This is a genomic window from Actinacidiphila oryziradicis, from assembly GCF_005047355.1.
Classification (GTDB): domain Bacteria; phylum Actinomycetota; class Actinomycetes; order Streptomycetales; family Streptomycetaceae; genus Actinacidiphila; species Actinacidiphila oryziradicis.
Genome location: NZ_SUMC01000003.1, coordinates 53016 through 73668 on the forward strand (window position 1 = coordinate 53016; position 20653 = coordinate 73668).

A 20653-nucleotide genomic window follows, 5' to 3' on the forward strand; every position below is an offset into this window, starting at 1 on the left:
TAAACGCGGAGGCTCGGGTGTAATCCGCAGCTAAGGCAGATCCGGCTGGTCCGGCAGGTTCAGCATCCTGCGGAGCAGATCCCGCAGCACAGTGCGCTGCTCCTCCGTCAGCCCGGCCAGCGGCTCCTTGGCGAAGTTCAGCGACCCACGCAGACGCTGGGCGGTCTCGCGGCCCTCGGCGGTCGCGGCGGCCAGCTTGATCCGGCGGTCCGTGGGGTCGGGGCGGCGTTCGGCGAGGCCACGGACCTCAAGCCGGTCCACGATCCCGGTGACGTTCGACGGCTCGCACTTCAGCAGTTGGGCGATCCGCCGCATGGGTATCGGCTCACGGGAAAGTAGTGCCAGGACGCGCGCCTGGGCTCCCGTGAGCCTGTGCTGGGAAGCGGCATCCTCGTACTCCTCGTGATAGCGCGCGACGACGGTCGCGATGAGGTCAACGACCTCCAGGGTGAGCGGATCGCTGCGACTGGCCATGACACGAGGGTAGCGACTTACTTGACAACATGAAACATCCATGAGCATGGTTATTTAAGGACATCGACCTTTGCCATGGTCAAGCTGTGGCGGAAGGAGGCAACACTCATGCCGAAGAACCGTGAATGGCACCTCGTCGCCCGCCCCCACGGCTGGCCCAAGCCCGAGGACTTCGCCCTCGTCGAGACCGAGATCCCTGAGCCTGGCCCCGGCCAGATCCTGGTGCGCAATCTGTATCTCTCCGTGGACCCCTACATGCGTGGCCGGATGAACGACGCCAAGTCGTACCTGCCGCCCTTCGAGCTCAACCAGCCGATGCAGGGCGGCGCCGTCGGACAGGTCGTCGCGTCCAACGCCGAGGGTTTCGCCGTCGGTGACCATGTGCTGCACTCCTTCGGCTGGCGCGAGTACGCCGTCGTCGACGCCAAGCAGGCCGTGAAGGTCGACCCCGAGCAGGCGCCGCTCAGCGCGTACCTCGGCGTGCTCGGCATGACGGGCCTGACCGCCTACGCGGGTCTGCTGCGGACGGCGGAGTTCAAGGAGGGCGACGCCGTCTTCGTCTCCGGCGCGGCGGGCGCGGTCGGCAGCGAGGCCGGCCAGATCGCCAAGCTCAAGGGTGCCTCGCGGGTCGTCGGCAGCGCCGGCTCGGACGAGAAGGTCAAGCTCCTTGTCGAGGAGTACGGATTCGACGCCGCCTTCAACTACAAGCACGGCCCCGTCGCCGAGCAGCTCGCGGCCGCCGCCCCCGAAGGCATCGACGTCTACTTCGACAACGTCGGCGGCGAACACCTGGAAGCCGCGATCGGCGCGCTGCGTGTACACGGCCGCGCCACCCTGTGCGGCGCCATCGCCACATACAACGACACCGAGCCCACTCCCGGCCCGCGCAACATGGGGCAGATCATCGGCAAGCGGCTCACCCTGCGCGGCATGCTCGTCCGTGACCACTTCGACCTCCAGCCGCAGTTCGTCGCCGAGGTCGGCAGCTGGCTCCGCGAGGGCAAGTTGCACTACCGCGAGACCGTTGTCGAGGGCATCGAGAACAACCTGGAGGCCTTCCTCGGCATGCTGCGCGGTGAGAACACCGGCAAGATGATCGTGAAGGTCGGCTGACACCGGGTAAGGACCGCGCCGTGTGGGGTGCGGTCCTTACCTGTGTATGGGGTCACGGGCGCAGGATCCTCACAGCACCGCTCATGCCAAGGGATTCCGCCAAGTTGATCGAGCGCAGGGGAGCTATGACCTGTCAACTTGACCCGGCCGTAAGCGACCGGGCTCGCCGCCGGGATACCGGCCGAGTAGTCAGCCGGTCACGCCGAAATGGCCCCACCGGAGCGTCGGCGCCGGAGCGCGCGCACCTCGCTCCCACTCTGCGTCCCCCGCGTGTGCGGCCCGCAACGGATACGTCGCAACCGTCGTGACCGCCGTAACCTGATTCCTGTACCCGAAGACAACCCGACAGGCGGCGCCCGGTGAGTGCGCGGCGATCGCAGGGAGACATACGCCATGTCCGACGCCGACCTCGACACCCAGGTCGCCTATTGGGATGCCGCAGCCGCGACCAAGGCGTTCACCCATCCGGTGCATCTGCCGTGGCTGGACGGCGTGAGCCGGCATGCCGCAGTCCTTGACTACGGCTGCGGATACGGCCGGACCATGGCTGTGCTCGAACAGCGCGGATTCGACAACCTGGCGGGCGTCGATGCCTCATCAGGGATGATCGCCCGGGCCCGCGACCTGCACCCCGCGATGCGCTTTGATGTGCTGGATGCGCCGCCGACCTTGACCGTCCCGGATGCCGGCGTCGACGTAACCCTGCTCTTCGCGGTGCTGACCTGCGTTCCCGGCGATGACGCGCAACGCGCATTGGTCGGCGAGCTGGCTCGCGTCCTGAAGCCCGGAGGGCTGCTGTACGTCAGCGACCTGCTCTTGCAGGATGACGGGCGCAATCGCGATCGGTACGAGCAGTTCGCCGAACGCTATGGCACCTATGGCGTGTTCGAGACCGGCGACGGAGCGGTCTGCCGACACCACTCGAGCGAGTGGTTCTCCTCCCTGCTCGCCGGTTTCGAGCCCATCGACACCCGGCGTATCACGGTGGCCACGATGAATGGCCACGAGTCAGCGGGGATCCAGATCCTGGTCCGCAAGCCGGCATCGCCTCACCGCGCTTCCGCCGGTTGACTGCTGCGAGTCAATTCTGTTCGCGCGCGGCGAGGATGGCGGCCAGGGCGTGGGCGATGTTCGCTTCGGCGGTCGCCTTGTCGATGCCGAGGCCGGTGAGCACGCCCGTGCCGTCTTCGAGTTCCAGCAGCGCGAGCAGGATGTGCTCGGTCCCGATGTAGTTGTGGCCCATCCTCAGGGCCTCCCGGAATGTGAGTTCCAGCACCTTTCGCCCCCGTGCGTCATACGGGATGAGCTCGGGGACCTGGTCGGCCGACGGCGGCAGCGCCGTGGTTACGCTCTGCCGGACGGCTTCCAGCGTCACGCCTTGCGCGACGATCGCCGCTGCGGCGAGCGCTTCCGGCTCGCTCAGGAGCCCAAGCACCAGGTGTTCGGGGCCGATCTCGTCATTGCCTGCCGCATGGGCCTCGTTCTGCGCCGCCATGATGACGTTCCTCGCCCGCTCGGTGAACCGGCCGAATCCCTGGCTGGGATCGAGATCCGACGGTTCACCGGGGGCCTTCGGAACGAACCGTTTCTGAGCTGCCTGTTTGGTGACCCCCATGCTCCTGCCGATGTCCGTCCAGGACGCGCCAGAGCGCCTCGCCTGATCCACGAAGTGGCCGATCAGATGGTCAGCCACCTCCCCGAGGTGATCGGCGGCGATGACCGCGTCGGAGAGCTGTTCCAGAGCGTCGGAGTGAACCTTCTTGATGGCCTCGATCAAGTCGTCGAGCCGCACCGGATTCGTCATGCGGGTTGGATTCGTCATGCGTCAACCATAGGTTGACGCCTCCTGGATCGTCAACCCTAGGTTGACGAAAACGCGGCTCCGGGCCCGTGACCGGGACGGTCGGGACTTCAGCCCGCTCGGCTCAGCAGAGCCACCGCCCCGGACCAGGGGGCCGGGTGGTGCCAGCGCAGGCGCGGCCCGGCGATGGTGAGGGGGGTGCCGGAGGGCGTGAGGGTGGCGGAGGCGGTCCAGGCACCGGCCGGGAGGGCGACGGTGGCGGAGTCGCCGGGGGCGTCGAAGGTGTGGAGGACGGCGAGGGCTTGGCGGCGGTCGGGGGAGAGGCGGAGGACGGACTGCCAGCCGGTGGGGTTGCGCATGGCGTGGGGTGGGCGGGTGCCGCCTTGCAGACTGGTGCCGTCGGCGATGAGGGGGGCGGCCTCCTCGTAGAGGGCCAGGGCACGCCGCACGACGCGCCATTGCTCCTCGTCGAGCCGGTCGGGGTCGCCGGAGAGGCACATGCGGCCGAGGAAGCCGGCGGCGAGCTTGGAGATGAGCGCGGGCTCGGGATCTTCGGCGCGAAGGGTGACCCAGACCAGTGACTGGCGGGGGAGCAGCACCCGGTGCAGGTTGGCCGCGATGACCGGTGCCTCGCGGGCCTCGAAGGCGTCGGAGCCGGAGGAGACGGCGGTGATACCGGCGTAGGCGGGGTCGATGCGGTGGCCGCCGCCGGAGCAGTTCTCGATGACGAGGTCGGGGAGGCGGGCGGAGAGGTCCTGGATGAATCGCCTGGACGCGTCCGTGAGTTGGCGGACGGTCGTGCCGTCGGGTCCGGTGAGGTTCGCGTTGTAGTCGATCTTGAGGTAGCCGAAGTCGCCGTCGCGCAGCAGCGCGGTCATCCGGTCGAGCAACAGCCCGGCGACCTCCGGGCGGCGCAGGTCCAGGAAGTGCCGGGCGGCGACGTGCTGCGGGAGGTGGAGGTCGGGGTCGGCGTATGCCTTGGACAGCTCGCCGGCGGTCTCGGGCTCCCACCACAGGCCCGGCACGAAGCCGCGTGTCCGCAGGGCGCGGGCGGTGGCGGCGAGGCCGCCGGGGAAGCGGACCGTGCTCGGCTCCCAGTCGCCGTGGCTGCGGCCCCAGTTGGTGCCGGGGTCGCTGAACCAGCCGCAGTCGATGGTGAAGTAGCGGACGCCGCTGCCCTGGAGGCGGTCGGCGAGGCCGAGGACGCGCTCATGGGTGGGGTTGCCCCAGGTGGTGGCGTACTCGTTGAACTGGATGGGGAGCTCGGGCTCCAGCGCCGGGCGCGGATGGCCGGCCTGGGCGGCGGTGAGGCGGGCGCAGAGGGCGTCGAGGTCGCCGTGGACAGCGGTGAGCACCGCCTCCGGGGCGTCGTAGGTCTCGCCGGGGGCGAGGGTGTGCCGCCAGTGGCCGAAGTCGTGGTCGGCGGGGCCGCCGCCGATGGCGAGGGCGTCGCGGGAGCGGACCAGTTCCAGCTGCCAGGGGCCTCCGGCGGCGAGCTGGACGCCCCACAGGACGCCGATCGCCGTGTCCTCGATGGCGAGGAAGGGCATCCAGCCGGCGGAGGGCATGGTGCCGGTGACGCCGAAGCGTTCGGCGACTGTGCCGATGTTGACGTACGGGCGCTCCAGGCCCAGCTGCTCGACGGACTCGGAGACGAGCCGGGCCTCGGCGCTCCAGGCCGACCGGATGCGGTGGACGACGAGCCGGCCGGGGGCGTCGCCGGCGGCGAAGGGGGTGAGGCCGGTGAGGGTGAAGGAGGTCAGAAGGTCCAGCACCACCGGCTCGGTGCCCTCGTTCACCGCGCTGGTGCGTACGCGGACGAAGGGGTCGCCCGCGCGATGGCTGAGGCGGTGCACCAGCGCCAGACCGTCGCCGGTGGCGAGCTCAGTGGTGATGGTGATGGTGGTGATGGGCGCGGCGTCCGTGGTGGTGATGCTGCTCGCGGCCGACGGCTCGTGGCGACGCACCCGCAGTCCCGCCGCCGTCTCGCTGCGGCGCAGGGTGTGACCGCCCGCGAACGGCTCGTGCACCGCGTCACCCGGTCGCGCGGCTGCCGCGAGCGGCTCCACGGTGCGGGCGGGGCCGGTGTCGGGGTGGTGGCGGGCGGCGGCCTCGTCGATCCGGTCGCGGGGCCCGGCGGCGGCGTCCGCGAGGGTGGTGGGGAGGATTTCCAGGCCGAGGGTCCCGGTCGCCGGGTCGCCGGTGAAATCGCCGGAGTAGTGGACGGTCAAGTCATCCAGTACGTATGCGTACACGCATCGCTCCCGCAGTGTCCGAAGTATCGTCTGCCGTAGGAGATCCTGGCGCGACGACAGTAAGGGCTTTCTATCGTCACGTCAATGACCATGCACGCAAGTGAATGAAGTGCGGTCGAAATCGGTCAGAGGCGTTGACGTGCAACAACTTCAACTCTATTTTCCCGTTCGAAGTTACGAGCAGAATTCGATATTTCGAACAACGGGAGGCGCAATGGAGCATTCTCCCCGCACCCGCGACGCTCCCCCGAGAAAGGACCCCATGTCCAGCACCGCCCCGTCTTCTCCCGCCCTACCCGGCGCCTCTTCTCCCGCCCTACCCGGCGCCTCTTCTCCCGCCCTACCCGGCGCCTCTTCTCCCGCCCTACCCGGCGCCTCTTCTCCCGCCCTACCCGGCGCCTCTTCTCCCGCCCTACCCGCCCGCTTCACCATCGACCCAGCCTTCGCCGTCGGCAAGGTCGACCCCCGGCTCTTCGGCTCGTTCGTCGAACACCTCGGCCGCTGCGTCTACACCGGCATCTACGAGCCCGGCCACCCCACCGCCGACGCCAAGGGCCTGCGCCAGGACGTCCTGGACCTCGTCCGCGAACTCGGTACGACCGTGATCCGCTACCCCGGGGGCAACTTCGTCTCCGGCTACAAGTGGGAGGACAGCGTCGGCCCGAAGGACGAGCGCCCGCGCCGCCTCGACCTCGCCTGGCGCTCCACGGAGACCAACCGGTTCGGGCTGAGCGAGTACATCCACTTCCTCCGCAAGGTCGGCGGCGAACCGCTGCTCGCCGTCAACCTCGGCACCAGGGGCGTCCAGGAGGCCCTGGAGCTCCAGGAGTACGCCAACCACCCCTCGGGCACCGCCAGGTCCGACCAGCGCATCGCGCACGGCGACAAGGAGCCCTTCGGGATCCGTCTGTGGTGCCTCGGCAACGAGGTCGACGGCGACTGGCAGACCGGCCACAAGACCGCCGAGGAGTACGGACGGCTCGCCGCCGAGACCGCCCGCGCCATGCGCCAGCAGGACTGGAGCGAGGACCTGAAGTTCGTCGCCTGCGGCAGCTCCAGCCAGGGCTTGGACACCTTCGCGGCCTGGGAGTCCACCGTCCTCCAGCACACCTATGACCTGGTCGACTACATCTCCCTGCACGCCTACTACGAGGAGCACGACGGCGACCGCGACTCCTTCCTGGCCTCGGCCGTGGACATGGAGTCCTTCATCGAGAACGTCGTCGCGACCTGTGACCACGTCGGCGCGCGGCTGAAGTCGAAGAAGCGGATCAACCTCTCCTTCGACGAATGGAACGTCTGGTACCAGAAGCGGCCCAGCCCCCACCAGGTCGAGGACTGGCAGGAGGCCCCCCGCATCCTGGAGGACGTCTACTCCGTCACCGACGCCGTCGTCTTCGGGTCCTTGCTCATCGCGCTGCTCCGGCATGCCGACCGCGTCACGATCGCGTGCCTCGCCCAGCTCGTCAACGTCATCGCCCCCATCATGACCGAGCCGGGCGGCGCGGCCTGGAAGCAGACCACCTTCTACCCCTTCGCCCAGGCGTCGAAGTACGGGCGCGGCCGGGTCTTGCAGGTCAACGTCGACAGTCCGAAGTACGAGACCGAGCGCTTCGGCGATGTCGACGTCCTCCATGCCACCGCCGTCATCGACGACTCGACGGGCGCCGTCACCGTCTTCGCCGTCAACCGCAGCCAGACCGACGCGCTGCCGCTGGAGATAGACCTGCGGGGCATCGCGGCGACGGGCGTCGTCGAGCACAGCGTCCTGGCCGACAGCGACCCCGAGGCCGTCAACACCGCCGCCGAGCCCGAGCGCGTCATCCCGCGCACGGCCGCCGGCACGGTGGTCCAGGACGGTGCGCTGCGCGCCGTCCTGGAGCCGCTCAGCTGGAACGTCATCCGGCTGGCGTGAGCCGGGCGGTCAGCGCCGCCGGGCGACGGGGAGTTCCCGCGGCCCGACGGCGCCGGCAAAGGCCGACCATGCCCCGCCCATGCCCCGGCGAGGCACGACAAGGGGGGCCCGCCTCCCTGAAGGAGGCGGGCCCCATCCGTGCGGATCCGTATCCCGCGTCAGCCCGCGAAGGCCGTCACTCCTTCCGGGGTGCCCCAGCCGGTCGGACCGTCGTAGCCGGTGGTGGCGGTGCAGAAGTACGAGGTGGTGCAGGTGCCGTTGTTGCCGGTCGTCACGTCGTTGAGGGCGGACGTGCCGGCGTGGCTGTAGGGGAACTTGGCCGGGTAGGAGCCGGTGGAGGGGGTGCCGGCGAGAGCGTAGACGCTGGCAATGATCGGGGAGGAGACGCTGGTGCCGCCGAAGGTGTACCAGCCGGCGGTGATGCCGTAGGAGTCGTAGACCGAGACGCCGGTGGCGGGGTCGGCGACGGCAGAGACATCGGCGACGATGCGCTTGGTGCAGCCGGTGTCGGTCTGCCAGGTGGGCTTGGTCTCGTACGAGGAGCAGCCGGAGCCCGCGCCCTCAGTGCTGCTGGTCTTCCAGACCGACTCGGTCCAGCCCCGGGTGGTGGAGGTCGCCTTGGTCAGTGCGGTGCCGCCGACGGCGGTGACGTACTGGGAGGAGGCCGGATATTCAACGCCGTAGGCGGCGTCCCCCGAGCTGACGGTGACGGCGACACCGGGGTGGTTGTAGTACAGGCTGTCGTACGTGGAGTCCGAGGAGGAGTCGGAGCCGCCGTAGCTGTTGGAGACGTACTTGGCGCCCAGGGTGACGGCCCTATTGACCGCGGTACCGAGGTTGGCGTAGCTGGCGGAACTCGCCTCGACGAGCAGGATGTTGCACTTGGGGCAGATGGCGCTGGCCATGTCGACGTCGAGTGAGATCTCCTCGGCCCAGCCGGTGTTGCCCGCCGGCAGCGAGGTGGTGGAGCCGGTCTGGCTCACCTTCTTGAAGCAGCCGTTGGCGGTGGTGCAGGCGGAGAGGCCGTAGTACGAGCGGTAAGTGGCCAGATCCGCTTCGGCGTTGGGGTCGTCATAGGCGTCGACGATGGCGATGGTCTCGCCGGATCCGTTGGACGCGGCGGCCGAGGTGAGCCCGTAGGCGGACCAGAGGTCGGTCGGCCCGAAGCCGGAGGGGGTAGCGGCGTTTGCGGCCGCGGGCGTGACGCCCTTCCTGGCGGCCTGCTCGGCCATGTACTCGGTGGTGCCGCCGGTCACCCGTTTGGCGTTGCAGGCGGCAGCGCCTGCCTTGGGCGCGGAACACGCCTTGGTCCAGGTGACCTTGGGGGTCACCTTTGCCACGGTGGTCCTGGCGTCGGCGGCCGATGCGGCGCCGAGGCCGGTGAAGACGAGCGCTGCGGTGGCGGTAGCGGCCGCGGCTATGCGGCGCCATCTGGTGGGGGGTGTGATGCGCAACGTACTGCCTCCTGGAAGTGTTGGGACAGGGGCGGTGCGGGTGCGCTGCCGCGTCGGCGAGGGTGGCCGGGGCGGGCAGGTGAGTGGGTGGGCGCGGTGGAGGTGACAGGTACGGCCGGGTAGCTGCCGGGTAAGGCCGGGCCTTTAGGGCCCGCAGATGAACATGGCTTGAGGTGTCCGCAACAACAAGGGGCCTTGCGGAAGCCAGACCACCGCTTTGCCGCATCAAGAGTCGGTCAGGGGGTGGGGTTTACCTCACGCACAGCGGAATCAGGGATTCACCTGGTTGATCCGCTGTGATTGCGGACGGCCAGTCAGGGCGTAACGCTCCTCATATATGGCGTCACAAAGGCGCCTTTTATCTCGGGCGGCCGGACCTACCTCAGTGCTCGCCCGGAAGGAGCAGAGACCATGGTCCGTGTCCATGTATCGCCCCGCCTCGCCCCGGCCGGCGCCGCGATCGCCCTCGTCGCCGGCTACGTACTGGCCTCAGGTACCGCCGCCCAGGCTCAGGAGCTCGTTGCCACCTGCACGGTCAATGGCGTCGTCACCCACGGCACCGTCATCAACGGCACAGCCGGAGCGGACTTCATCGAATGTGAGCACGGCGTGCCGGCCGGTGTCATCATCAACGGTTTCGGCGGCGTCGACCTGATCGACGTCAAGGGCGGCAACGCCGGCATCATCTACGGCGGCGACGCCGGCGACCTGATCGATGTCGAGGGCGGTAACGCCGGCACCATCTACGGCGCCGGAGGCGCCGACATCATCGACGTCGAGGGCTACAACACCGGCACCATCAGCGGTGGCGACGCGGCCGATGTCATCTTCGTGGGCAGCGATGACGCCAACGACCTCGGCATCGGCATCAACGCCGGTGTGGGCATCGGCCCGGGTATCGGGGTGGTGAGTCCTGGTGTGGGCGTGAGTCCGGGTATCGGGGTGGTGAGTCCTGGTGTGAGTGTCAGTCCGGTTATCGGGGTGGTGAGTCCCGGTGTCGGGGTGGTGAGTCCTGGTGTGAGTGTCAGTCCGGGTATTGGCGTGGTGAGCCCTGGTGTGGGCGTCAGTCCGGTTATCGGGGTGGTGAGTCCCGGTGTCGGGGTGGTGAGTCCTGGTGTGGGCGTCAGTCCGGTTATCGGCGTGGTCAGTCCCGGTGTGGGCGTTAACGCCGGTGTCGGTATCAACGCCGGTGTGGGTATCAACGCTGGTGTGGGTATCAATGCCGGTGTGGGCGTCAACGCCGGCATCGGCCTCGGCATCAACACCCGCAGCGGCAGCACCCGCACCGCCAAGGCCGGCGCCGCCAACACCGGCACGGTCCGCGGCGACGCCGGCCAGGACGTCTGCCTCCTCGATTCCGGCTCCTCGGGCACGGTGAGCTGCGAAACGGTGGTCTAACAGGACTCCATCGGGCCCGGGCTCGCTTTCGCCGTCCAGTCGGCGAAAGCGAGCCCGGTCGGCTCCCGCCCGGGGAGGGGCGCGCCCCGCGATTGGCTACGCTGCGCCCCATGCGAGATCTTGCGGCCGGTATACGGCACTTGGCCCATGGCCAGCGATGGGTGGCACGCAATGGCGGAGCCTACGGAATCGGGCTGCTACCCGCCCTGATCACCTTCGTCGGTTACGTGGCCGCGCTCGTCGCCCTCGCCTTCTGGGCCGGCGACCTCACGGCCTGGGCCACGCCCTTCGCCGACGGCTGGGGCTCACCCTGGCAGGGGCTGTTCCGGGGGTTGCTCACGGCCGTGCTCTTCGGCGGCGGACTGCTGCTCGCGGTGCTGTCCTTCACCGCGGTCACGCTGCTGGTCGGCGATCCGTTCTACGAGGCCATCTCCGGGCGCGTCGACGAATCCGAGGGCGGCGCCCCGCCCGCCCCCGGACTGCCGCTCTGGCGTGAGCTGTTCCGGTCGGCGCGCGACAGCCTACGGGTGCTGCTGCGCGTCGCCGCGTTCGCGGTCGTGCTCTTCGCGGCGGGCTTCATTCCGGTCATCGGCCAGACCGTCGTCCCGGTCGTCGGCTTCGCCGTCTCCGGCTTCTTCCTCGCACTGGAGCTCACCGGCGTCCCCTTTCAGCGGCGGTCGGTGCCGCTGCGCGACCGGCTGCGGCTGCTGCGCGGGCGGATGGGGCTGGCGCTGGGCTTCGGCGTGCCGCTGGCGCTGGCCTTTCTCGTACCGCTGGTCGCGGTCTTCCTGATGCCGGGGGCAGTAGCGGGCGCCACTTTCCTCGTACGGGATCTGATGCCCTACGAGGAAAGTGGCGCCGGGGATGACGGGGACGAGGGTCAGGACGCGACGCCGAGCGTGAGCGTGCCCGAGTAGCCGGACGAGGCCGAGCTGCCCAGCGCGGCGAGCGTGAGCAGGCCGTCCTGCGCGCCTCCGCCGCCGTAGATGCTGTCCTGGCTGAGGGTGGTGCGGGTGACGGTGTTGGTGGAGTACGGGGACAACTTGGCCACGGCCGTGGTCACCGTCTCGCTGAAGAAGAGCTGGCCGGTGTTGACGACGGTGCCGCCGGTGTACGTGCCGTTTGAGACGGTGACGCCGGTGTGCACCTTGATGTGGATGTGGATGGCCCGGCCGCGGTACCAGCCGGGGTAGATCGTGGTGATGGAGGCCAGGCCGGCCGAGTCGGTGAGGACTCCGCCGCGCAGGAAGGTACCGTCGTCGGCCTCGCTGTGGCCGTTGGCGCCGACGAAGCCGGAGTACTCGCCGAGCGCGTCGCAGTGCCAGATCTCGACCAGCGCGTTGGGCAGCACCACGCAGGTGGTGCTGTTCACGACGGTGAGCGCGAGCTTGAGCGGGATGCCCGCCTTGCCTTCGGTGACGTCGGCACGTACGAGGCCGACGGAGAGGTAGTACGGGCCCTCGGTGACCTCTGCGAAGAGGGTGCACACAGCGGCGGCGTCCACGGCGGCGTTGGGGGCGCCGCCCGAGTGTGTCGCAGGCGCGGCGGAAGCCGGTCCGGCGCCGATCGTGGCGAGCCCGGCGGCGCCGAGACCTAACGCGGCGGCCGCTGTGGTTCCGGCGGCGAGGACACTGCGGCGGCTGTGCGCCGAGGGCTGCTGGTTCGTGGGGGGTAGTGTCATGAACACGGAAACTAGGGTCGGTTGCTGTGGGTACCGTCTCAGCGGACTGTGCGTTTCATATGTGCGGCAGGTTGGCCGGAAACGCACCGGATCCCCCGACGCCTACCCCCGTTTGGCCGGCGCCAGTACGCCACTCATGGTGGGAAGCGGCGTGCCGTTCCACTCGGTGGTCGGCGGCTGCGGCGGCGCCGACGCGTACCGGTCGGGGGCCAGCTGCGCCGGGGCGGCGTACCAGTCGGGTGAGGGCTGCGGCTGCACCTGGGTCTGGGACTGCGAGGGGGCGGAGTAGAGCGGCTGCTGCTGGGGCGCCGGTGCGGCGGCATACAGATCGGCGGCGGGCACGGCCGGTATCAGCGTTGTGGGAGTGGGCTGCTGGGCGGCGTAGAGGTCACGCTGCTGCTGGGCGGGGTAGGCCTCACGCTGCTGCTGGGCCGGATACGCCTCACGCTGCTGCTGTTGCGCGGGATAGGCCTCACGCTGCTGTTGCGCCGGGTAGGCCTCGCGCTGCTGCTGCATCGGGTACGACTCGCGCTGCTGTTGCGGATACGCCTCTACGGGCATCAGCGCCGCCGCGGAGGCGGGCTGCGGCGCCTGCGGCTGCGGTGCCTGCGGCATGACGAAGGACTCGACGGGCGGCTGGGCGGGCATCAGCTGCGGTACCGGAGCCGCGGGCTGCTGCTGCACCGGAGCGGCCTGCTGCTGGGCCTGCTGCACCTGCTGGGGCTGGGCCTGCTGGACCTGCCACTCCCCGCCGGACTGCGGTGCCGCGTACCAGCTGCCCCCGTAGAGCACATTGCTCAGCGCGACCAGCAGCTGCTGCACGTCCGCCTGGGAGCGGACCACGAGTCTGACGAAACTGCTGCTGCTGCCCAGCTTGTTGCCGCACTCGCGGATGACCACCCCGTGCTCGGCGAAGAGCCGGTCGCGCAGCACGCGCCCGTCGACGCCGTCCGGCAGCTTGATGAAGATGAAGTTTCCCTGGGAGGGGTAGACGGTCACGCCGGGCAGCGCCGCGAGCTGCCATGACATCTCCTGGCGGTCGCGCGAGAGCTTGCGCAGGCTCTCGGCGTACTCCTGCCGGTACTCCTTGAGCATGAAGACGACGACCTCGGCGAAGGAATTGAGGTTCCACTTCGGCACCGCCTTGCGGATCTTGCCCGCGAGTGCCGGGTTGGCGACGAGGTAGCCGAAGCGCACGCCGTGCAGGCCGAAGTTCTTGCCGAGGCTCTTCAGGACGATGACGTTGGGGCGCACCGCGGCCTCATGTACGACGCTGGGGTTGGCCTCGGCGTCCACGAAGTCGAGGAACGACTCGTCGATCACCACCAGGTCCAGATCCGCGAGCGCGTCCATCATCTGCACGACCTGGTGCTTGTGCAGATAGCCCCCGTCGGGGTTGTTGGGGTTGCAGATCACCGCGGTGCGCGAGCCTCTGGCACGTACGAAGGAGACGAACGCGGCCGGGTCGAGCCCAAAACCGTTCGCCTCCGGCAGCAGGAACATATCGACCCGCTTGCCCGTCTCCATCGGCTGGTCGGTCCAGCGGCCGAAGGTGGGGATGGGCGTGGCCATGCTTTCCCGGATCAGCAGGTGGTCGATCCATGTGATCAGTTCGGTGGAGCCGTTGCCCATCGCCACCGTCTGCGGATTCAGGCCGAGGGTCGAGCAGAGCTCCGTAATGATTGTGTCCGCGCTGCTTGGGTAATGCGTGAGTATGTCGCGCAGCCTGCTACCCAACTGGTCGAACATGGCGGGGGTCGGGAAGTACGGGTTGCAGGGGATGCCGAAGTCGACGCTCTTGCCCGTGCCGCCGCCTGCGCGCTCCAAGGCAAAAATTGACGGGCTGTGCGCGGTGCTCGAGCGAAAGAGCTCCGCGGCATTGCCGTTACCGGCATTACCGACAGTTGCGACAGTCACGTCGGGACCTCCTCGGTCACGTGGACCGCGTCTCCGCGTTCCGTGGCTTCCCCTCGCCCTCAAATGGTGCCCTATGTAGCCCGTGTGTGGGGCCTGTGTGGCGTTTGTGGGACATGAGTATCTCGTTTCGACTAAGATGCCGCCTCCGGGCTTGAATGTGGGCTAATGCGTACCGACTTGCGCCTCATTGAGTGATCTTCACGTACGGCAGGGGGTCACTGACCGTGATCCCCGCAGCACGGGGTGGGGTTCGGCACTTCGAAGGGCGCGAGGGCGCCGCCTGCAGCGGGCACCGCGGCGAGGACGAGGCGGCCGGAGCGCCATTCGGGCCGGATATGGCCTCGGGTGACGAGCCGCAGGGCGCCGTCGGGCGGGCCGGGGGAGCCGAGTACCGAAACCGCGTCAATGGCCGAGTGTGCCAGCAGTTCGGCGACCGTCGGGGTGGCGGCGGCCATGGCCTGGGCGCCTGGGAAGAGCACTGCGCGCCCGGCGGTGCGGGCGCGGTGCCCGGCGGCGGCCGCGCGGGCGGCGTCGGTACCGGTGCCGGGGTACTCCCGGGCCAGGTGCTCCCGGGTGCGGGCGGCAGCCGTCTCGTCCGGCAGGGCGAGGGAGAGGGCGACCCGGGGCTGTCCGGTGCGGATCAGGTGCGTACAGCCGAACACGCCCTCAGAGAGGGCGAGTTCGGCCGCGAGGCGCTGGATGAGGTGATCGGCGTCGCGCAGGGTCGCGGACCCCGCGTCGACGCCGATCACCACGTGGGGTGTCATGCGGGCAGCACCCAGATCGGGTTGGAGTAGAACCAGAGGTCCTTCCACGGGTCCGCGTCAGCCAGGACGTCGATCGCGGGCCCGGACGGGTCCACGGCCGCGCCGTTCAGCCCGACGGCGGAGCGGTTGCCGTCGGTGCCGCGCAGCCGGACGTAGAGCGGGCGGTCGACCTTGCCGAGGCTGTACGTCAGCTGGACCGTGCCTGTCGACTTGTTGATGTCGAAGGACTTGACGACCTTCGCCGTCGGCGCCGTGAAGGTGTCCCGGTCCGAGACCGCGCCGGTGACCTCGCCCTGGACGACGTCGACCCGGGCGAGCGTCGGCACGTACTGCGCCCAGTTGGGGCCGTTGGCGGCCGCGATGTCGAGCGTCAGCGTCACCTCCGTACCGCGCTTGACGTGCAGCGCGCCACCGAGCGTGGCCCAGCGGCTGCCGCCCTTGAGCTTTGCGTCCAGGCCGCTGATGAGGCCGCCGTGGTCGACCCAGACGCGGCCGGCGCGGATGCCGTCCATGACGGCGGCGTAGCTGAAGCCGTCGGCGCCGACATGGGTGCGGCTGTACTGGCCGGGCCAGAAGTCGCCCTGGGTCTGGTCGATGGCGCCCGAGTAGACCGGGTCGGTGTACTTGCCGTTGGCGAGGTAGTCGCTGTCCGGGCCGCCGCGCTTGGCGGTGTCGGCGTAGACCTGGTGCGAGTCGGAGTTGGCGGTGATCCACCAGGGCTTGCCCTCGGCGAGCAGGCTGTCCCACAGGCCGCCGACGGTGGCCGTCATCCAGTCGAAGCCGCCCCAGGTGCGGTAGCTCTCCAGCGGGTACCCGGCGAAGGAGTCCGCGCTCGGGCTGTTGTCGTACAGGCCACGCGCCAGGCCCATGCCCTTCGGCGCGGCGATGCCGCCGCCCTGGTGGCCGGGGGCGCCCTCGAAGCCGACGGCGATGGTGGGCTGGGCGTCACGCCAGTTGCGGATCTCGTGCGGGGAGTCGATGCCCTTGCGCGCCGGGTGGTTGGCGAGCATCAGGGCGTCCTTGACCTTACGGCGCTGGACCTGCTCGGCGAGGAAGTTGAGGCCGGAGATGGCCAGCGCCTCATTGGCCGGGCTGCTGCTGCTGGTGTTGTTGACGCTGCCGTCGAAGGAGGTCTCAAACTCCTTCAGCACCGCGACCTCGTTGTTGCCCGGGTGGACGAACACGGTGCCGTGCTCGGCGCCCGGGATGTTCCACTCCAGGCCCTGGAAGACCAGGGTGTCGGGGGTCTTGTCCCGGGCGTCCCTGATGTCGGGGTTGACCTTCTCGACGCCGATTTTGGCGTGGGTGACATTGCCGTGGTCGGTGATGACCATCCAGTCCAGGCCGTGTCTGGAGCCCTGCCGGACCTGGTCGATCACGCGGTACTTGCCGTCATTGCTGTACTGGGTGTGGATGTGGTGGTCGCCGGCCAGCCACAGGAAGCCCCCGCTGCGGGAACCGCTGCCGCTCCGGCCGTCCGACGCGAACGCCGGTGCCGCCCCGGCCGTCCCGGCGAGCACGCTGCCTGCCGCCAGCCCGGCACCGAGCAGGCCGGTGCGGCGGAGCATCGAGCGCCGGGAGAGCTGGTCCGGAGTGAGCGCCTCGTCGGGCACCGAGGTGTCGAGGGCGGCCGGCAGGGACCCGGCGTGGTCATGGCCGTGCTGGTCGTCGGCGTGGTGGTGATGTACGTGCCCGTGAGCGTGGTCGTGGCCCATCTCAAGCTCCTCGATGCTCTTTACTTGCTCTTGGTGTGGCAGAAGAGACATTCCGTGAAGGAGATGAACAACAGTCGATGGGTTGGTGACGGGCAGTCATACGGCGGCGGTCGGTGCCCCGTCGGCCGGCCCGCACCCGAGGACGAACCGGACAGCGGGGGCTGGGTGTCCCGGGTCGCGAAAACAGAACACCGGTGGTTTCGCCGATGGCGGTGATGCGGCAGCAAGCGTTTGCTTAGCGTTGACATGCCCCGAACACGTATTCCCATGGTGTCACCCCCCGACGGAAGGCCCACCCCGATGCTCCGTAGGCTCCTCACCTGTCTCGCCGGGAGCGCGCTCGCGCTCACCGGCCTGACCGCCACCGGCTCCACCCCTGCCGCCGCAGCGGACTCCGGCACCCTCAACGTCCTTACGTACAACGTCGCGGGCCTGCCCCAGGGACTGTCCAGCGCCCCGACCCCCCGGGACACCAGCACCACCGCGATAGGCCAGCGGCTCAGCCCGTACGACATCATTCACGTACAGGAGGACTTCAACTACCACGCCAACCTGTACGCCGCCGACTCGCACCCCTACCGCACCCCCACGAGCGGAGGCGCGGGCATCGGCAGCGGCCTCAACACCCTGTCGAACTACGCCTACGACACCGACGACTTCGAGCGGGTCGGCTGGGACTCCTGCCAGACCGACTCGGGCGACTGCCTGACGCCCAAGGGGTTCACGTTCATGCGGGAACGCCTCGCCGAGGGCGTCTACGTGGACTTGTACAACCTGCACACCAACGCCGGTACCAACGACGGCGACGAGACGTCACGCGCGTCCAACCTCGCCCAGCTGACCGCGTTCATCAAGACGCACTCGGTCGGCAATGCCGTCGTGGTGATGGGCGACACCAACACCCGCTACACCAGGACCGCTGACACCATCAGAGGCTTTGTCTCCGACAACGGCCTGACCGACGCCTGGGTACAGCTGGAGCGCGGCGGCACCCCTCCCGCCGCCGGCAGCGACGCGCTGGTCTGCGACGAGAGTGCGATCACCAACACCTGCGAGGTCGTCGACAAGGTCCTCTACCGAAGCAGCAAGCTCGTCTCGCTCAACGCCACCAGCTACAACAACGACCACGCCAACTTCCTGGACTCTGCGGGCCTCATGCTCTCCGACCACGACCCGATCGCGGTGAGGTTCAGCTGGGCGAAGAACGCGGCCTTCCAGCTCAGCGACCAGTTCGGCGGCCCGCACGGCGACTACTACCAGGACATCGACAGCGTGCCGGCGGCCGCACGGGCCACGACGATCTCGCTGCGCGCCGGCTCCCGGGTCGACCAGGTCGGCATCACTTTAAGCAATGGCACGACGCTGACCCACGGCGGCACCGGCGGCACCGCCTCGTCACGCACGCTCGCCAGCGGTGAATTCGTGACCTCCGCATACCTCTGTGAGGGCAAGTACAACAGCACCACGAGGATCTTCTACGCCAAGTTCACCACCAACCTCGGCAACACCCTGGCCGGCGGCACGACGACCTCCGACTGCGTGACCCGGACCGCCCCGTCCGGCTGGCAGATCGCCGGGTTCCACGGCCGGTCGGGTGACGAGGTCGACAAGGTCGGTTTCATCTACACCCAGCGCTGACGACCGCTGTTCAGCAGAAGGGCCCGGGCGGACCGGCTCGGGGGAGTTCCGGTCCGCCCGGGCCCGGCCCGGGGGTCGCGACGGGGTCGCGACGGAATTGCTACTTCTCGTGCTTGACTGCGATCGTGACGGTCGTGACCTGGCCCTTGGAAGCCGGGGCGGCGAGCTTCACGTCACCGGCCCGCAGGTTGTTGACGGCCCAGGTCTTTGCCTTGTCCTTGTCCGTGTAGGACTTCGCGGTGAACTTCCTGCCGTTGACGTACAGCGTCAGGGTGTGCGTGCTCTTGCTGAGGCCCGTGGCGTCCACGGTGATCGCCAGGTCGCCGCCCTTGAACTTAGGCAGCACCACTGAGACGGACTGGCCCTTCTTCGACGCCTTGCTGACCTGCTGCCCGTTTGCCGCCTGCGCGGTGGCGGCACCTGTGACGAGCGCGGAAGCGGCAACGGTGGCTACGGCAATGGCTTTGAGCGAAACTGCGCGCATGATTGAGCTCCCTTTATGCGTGGGGGGTACTTGCTACGAACACATAATAGGAGTCGGCATGGACGCGGTAAATGAGGAATCCGCTCCGTGTGGCACCCGAGGATGATATTTATGGGAATTTCTCAGCCAGTGAATTAAAATTACTCAGGTGTCGCTCATTAATGTGACCGCGAGGGGCGGATATCACGGGATCGATCCGGGCACTCCGGGAGCTGAGAGAAAATCAGAATTAATTTCTCTCAACCGGGTTTTCACGCCCCGTCGGGCTTGGGGCCGGGCTCGGCGTCGGGCTCGGCGGGGCGCTCGCTGAGCCGGCGCGCGGCGCGGGCGTAGCCGAGGACGAGGGGGCGGTGGTCGTCCGCGCGCCAGGCCAGGGCGAGCCGGCAGGGGGAGACGCCGTGGACCGGGCGGGTAATGACGCCGCTGCGGGCGACTAAGGGGGCGTTGCCGCTGGCCAGGAAGCAGACGCCTTGGCCGCCGACGAGGGCTTCGTAGGGCCCCGACGCGGTCAACAACGCGGGCCGTGGGCACGTCGGTGAGGCCGAGGAGACCACCGATGCCGAACTCCGCGCGCTGTTCGATGTCCATGTCTTCGGCCCCGCCGCCCTCGTCCGCGCCGTGCTGCCGCACATGCGAGCCCGCCGCTCCGGCGCGATCGTGCAGCTCAGCAGTATGGGAGGCCAGATGTCCTTCCCCGGATTCTCCGCCTACAGCGCCACCAAGTTCGCCCTCGAAGGGCTGTCCGAGGCCCTGGACGGCGAGGTCTCCCCGCACAGCATCAAGGTGCTGATCGTCGAACCCGGTGCCTTTCGCACCGGCCTCATGGGCAACACCAGCGCCAGTCGGCAGAACGAGGCATACGCCGACACCGTCGGCCCCACCCGCGAGATGGTCAACGCCACCGACGGCAAGCAGCCCGGCGACCCGGCCAAGGCCGCCGCCGCCATCCTCACCGCCCTGGACGCCGACCGGACCCCGCTGCGACTCCCCCACGGCGACGACGCGTTCGACGCCGTTGTCGGCCACCTCGACCGCGTGCGCCAGGAGATCGCGGCCTGGGAAAAGGTCGCCCGCGACAGGGCGTTCGACGAGTGACCCGGCCGACGAGTGACCCGGCCGACGCCGGACCCGGCCGACGCCGGGAGGCTCAGCCGCGTGAGGGTCTCCGCCTTGACCTCGGACCTCGGCGCCATTGCTTCGTTGCGGGATTCGGTGCCTTGGGTGCTCCGGTGGGGCCATTTCGGCGTGGGTGCGTGCGGGAGCGCTAGCTCCCTTCGGTCGCAAAGAAAAAGGCGCTCCTACGGGAAGGGGGAGGGGTGCTGTCGCTTGTCACCGGGCTTTCGGGTGAGTGGGCAGCGGGCGTCAAGGCGGCTTGTGCGGCATCGGTTCGGTGGGTGTCTGGGGTCTCGTTGCCGGATCCTGGTAGAGATGGTCGGTGGCGACGCCTGTTGCCCGTGGGTGGCTGGACCGCCGTAACCGGCGGCTGACGGCTGATTGGGGGCTTGGCTCCGCTTCGGGCTCGTGTCCCACCGGGTGGGCGGGGGCGGGGGTGCAGAAACGTTCTGGCAGGGGCGGGTGGCTCCCCTCCGGCTTCGGTGCAGGAACGTTTCTGCGGGGGGATTGGGGCGTTAGGTGCCGGAATGAGACACTCTCGCGGCCCCCACTCGGCGTGTCGTTGTCCCATTCGGGCACCTAACGGATCCGCTCCCCGCAGAATCCTTTCAGCGGGAGCGGGGAGGCTTCCCCGTACCCGACATATCGGGCAATTCCTCTTGTGTCTGCGCGTACTACGGTCCATGCCTGCGCACACCCCCGCCACGCCGGGGTGTGCGCAGGCATGGACCGTAGTACGCGCAGGCGGGCAGGTTGTGGGGCCATTGATGGGCCGCCGCCGATTGGTGGGCCCCGGGTGGCCCCTGGGGTGAACTCTCTTCACTTTCAGCACTGACAATCCGCATGGGCCCAAGAAGTGGCCCCAAAGTGGGGCAAAATGCCGCAGGGGGAATGATGAACCCGGTACGGCGCCCCGCCGGAACGTTTC

16 protein-coding genes and 1 pseudogene are annotated in these 20653 nt (G+C 69.0%); 7 read left to right on the forward strand and 10 right to left on the reverse strand.

Annotation, left to right across the window (positions count from 1 at the left end):
* Nucleotides 1-30 precede the first annotated feature (30 nt).
* Nucleotides 31-474, reverse strand: coding sequence for a MarR family winged helix-turn-helix transcriptional regulator (locus FCI23_RS04185; RefSeq protein ID WP_136722075.1), 444 nt, complete (start codon nucleotides 472-474; stop codon nucleotides 31-33).
* A 108-nt stretch (nucleotides 475-582) separates the two neighbouring features.
* Between FCI23_RS04185 and FCI23_RS04190 the strand changes: the two genes are divergently transcribed.
* Nucleotides 583-1587, forward strand: a complete 1005-nt coding sequence (locus FCI23_RS04190) for an NADP-dependent oxidoreductase (RefSeq protein WP_136722076.1) — start codon at nucleotides 583-585, stop codon at nucleotides 1585-1587.
* A gap of 393 nt (nucleotides 1588-1980) precedes the next feature.
* Entirely contained in the window at nucleotides 1981-2658 is a 678-nt protein-coding gene (locus FCI23_RS04195; protein WP_136722077.1) for a class I SAM-dependent methyltransferase, read from the forward strand.
* A gap of 10 nt (nucleotides 2659-2668) precedes the next feature.
* Here the strand turns inward: FCI23_RS04195 and FCI23_RS04200 are convergent, their stop codons facing one another.
* Nucleotides 2669-3409 carry a Clp protease N-terminal domain-containing protein gene (locus tag FCI23_RS04200; protein WP_136722078.1) on the reverse strand — a complete coding sequence of 247 codons (741 nt, stop codon included), beginning with the start codon at nucleotides 3407-3409 and terminating at the stop codon, nucleotides 2669-2671.
* 89 nt (nucleotides 3410-3498) lie between these two features.
* Nucleotides 3499-5643 (reverse strand): glycoside hydrolase family 36 protein, encoded by a 2145-nt coding sequence (locus tag FCI23_RS04205; RefSeq protein ID WP_136722079.1) that lies wholly within the window; start codon nucleotides 5641-5643, stop codon nucleotides 3499-3501.
* A 262-nt stretch (nucleotides 5644-5905) separates the two neighbouring features.
* On the opposite strand from FCI23_RS04205, the gene arfA reads away from it, so the two are divergent.
* Nucleotides 5906-7558, forward strand: a complete 1653-nt coding sequence (gene arfA, locus FCI23_RS04210; protein ID WP_136722080.1) for an arabinosylfuranosidase ArfA — start codon at nucleotides 5906-5908, stop codon at nucleotides 7556-7558.
* Between the two features lie 158 nt (nucleotides 7559-7716).
* Here the strand turns inward: arfA and FCI23_RS04215 are convergent, their stop codons facing one another.
* Entirely contained in the window at nucleotides 7717-9012 is a 1296-nt protein-coding gene (locus tag FCI23_RS04215) for a S53 family peptidase (protein WP_136722081.1), read from the reverse strand.
* Nucleotides 9013-9423: 411 nt separating this feature from the next.
* Between FCI23_RS04215 and FCI23_RS04220 the strand changes: the two genes are divergently transcribed.
* Together FCI23_RS04220 and FCI23_RS04225 are read left to right on the forward strand one after the other, a co-directional pair.
* A complete protein-coding gene (locus tag FCI23_RS04220) occupies nucleotides 9424-10410 on the forward strand; it encodes a hypothetical protein (RefSeq protein WP_136722082.1) in 987 nt (328 codons plus the stop codon).
* A gap of 110 nt (nucleotides 10411-10520) precedes the next feature.
* Complete coding sequence (locus FCI23_RS04225) at nucleotides 10521-11327, forward strand: EI24 domain-containing protein (protein ID WP_136722083.1); 807 nt, start codon at nucleotides 10521-10523, stop codon at nucleotides 11325-11327.
* On the opposite strand, the gene FCI23_RS04230 is transcribed toward FCI23_RS04225, so the two are convergent.
* The 4 genes from FCI23_RS04230 to FCI23_RS04245 all read right to left on the reverse strand — a co-directional run bounded on the left by FCI23_RS04230 (nucleotide 11291) and on the right by FCI23_RS04245 (nucleotide 16490).
* Nucleotides 11291-12091: an intradiol ring-cleavage dioxygenase gene (locus FCI23_RS04230; protein ID WP_136722084.1), complete on the reverse strand. Its 801-nt coding sequence runs from the start codon at nucleotides 12089-12091 to the stop codon at nucleotides 11291-11293. The two genes, FCI23_RS04225 and FCI23_RS04230, sit on opposite strands and share 37 nt — an antisense overlap.
* A gap of 102 nt (nucleotides 12092-12193) precedes the next feature.
* The gene (locus tag FCI23_RS04235) at nucleotides 12194-14008 is read right to left on the reverse strand and encodes a pyridoxal phosphate-dependent aminotransferase (RefSeq protein ID WP_136722085.1); all 1815 of its coding nucleotides are present in this window, start codon (nucleotides 14006-14008) and stop codon (nucleotides 12194-12196) included.
* Nucleotides 14009-14223: 215 nt separating this feature from the next.
* Nucleotides 14224-14775 carry a hypothetical protein gene (locus FCI23_RS04240; protein WP_136722086.1) on the reverse strand — a complete coding sequence of 184 codons (552 nt, stop codon included), beginning with the start codon at nucleotides 14773-14775 and terminating at the stop codon, nucleotides 14224-14226.
* Nucleotides 14772-16490 carry a PHP domain-containing protein gene (locus tag FCI23_RS04245; protein ID WP_136722087.1) on the reverse strand — a complete coding sequence of 573 codons (1719 nt, stop codon included), beginning with the start codon at nucleotides 16488-16490 and terminating at the stop codon, nucleotides 14772-14774. The genes FCI23_RS04240 and FCI23_RS04245 overlap by 4 nt, the downstream gene beginning before the upstream one ends.
* Before the next feature lie 300 nt (nucleotides 16491-16790).
* On the opposite strand from FCI23_RS04245, the gene FCI23_RS04250 reads away from it, so the two are divergent.
* Complete coding sequence (locus FCI23_RS04250; protein WP_136722088.1) at nucleotides 16791-18128, forward strand: jacalin-like lectin; 1338 nt, start codon at nucleotides 16791-16793, stop codon at nucleotides 18126-18128.
* 100 nt (nucleotides 18129-18228) lie between these two features.
* Here the strand turns inward: FCI23_RS04250 and FCI23_RS04255 are convergent, their stop codons facing one another.
* Both FCI23_RS04255 and FCI23_RS04260 read right to left on the reverse strand, forming a co-directional pair.
* Nucleotides 18229-18612 carry a hypothetical protein gene (locus tag FCI23_RS04255; RefSeq protein ID WP_136722089.1) on the reverse strand — a complete coding sequence of 128 codons (384 nt, stop codon included), beginning with the start codon at nucleotides 18610-18612 and terminating at the stop codon, nucleotides 18229-18231.
* 251 nt (nucleotides 18613-18863) lie between these two features.
* A complete protein-coding gene (locus FCI23_RS04260; protein ID WP_407645929.1) occupies nucleotides 18864-19124 on the reverse strand; it encodes a type 2 periplasmic-binding domain-containing protein in 261 nt (86 codons plus the stop codon).
* Here FCI23_RS04260 and FCI23_RS04265 point away from each other — a divergent pair.
* A pseudogene (locus FCI23_RS04265) lies at nucleotides 19120-19707 on the forward strand (SDR family NAD(P)-dependent oxidoreductase); the annotation flags it as partial. The gene FCI23_RS04260 and the pseudogene FCI23_RS04265 sit on opposite strands and share 5 nt — an antisense overlap.
* Nucleotides 19708-20653 lie beyond the last annotated feature (946 nt).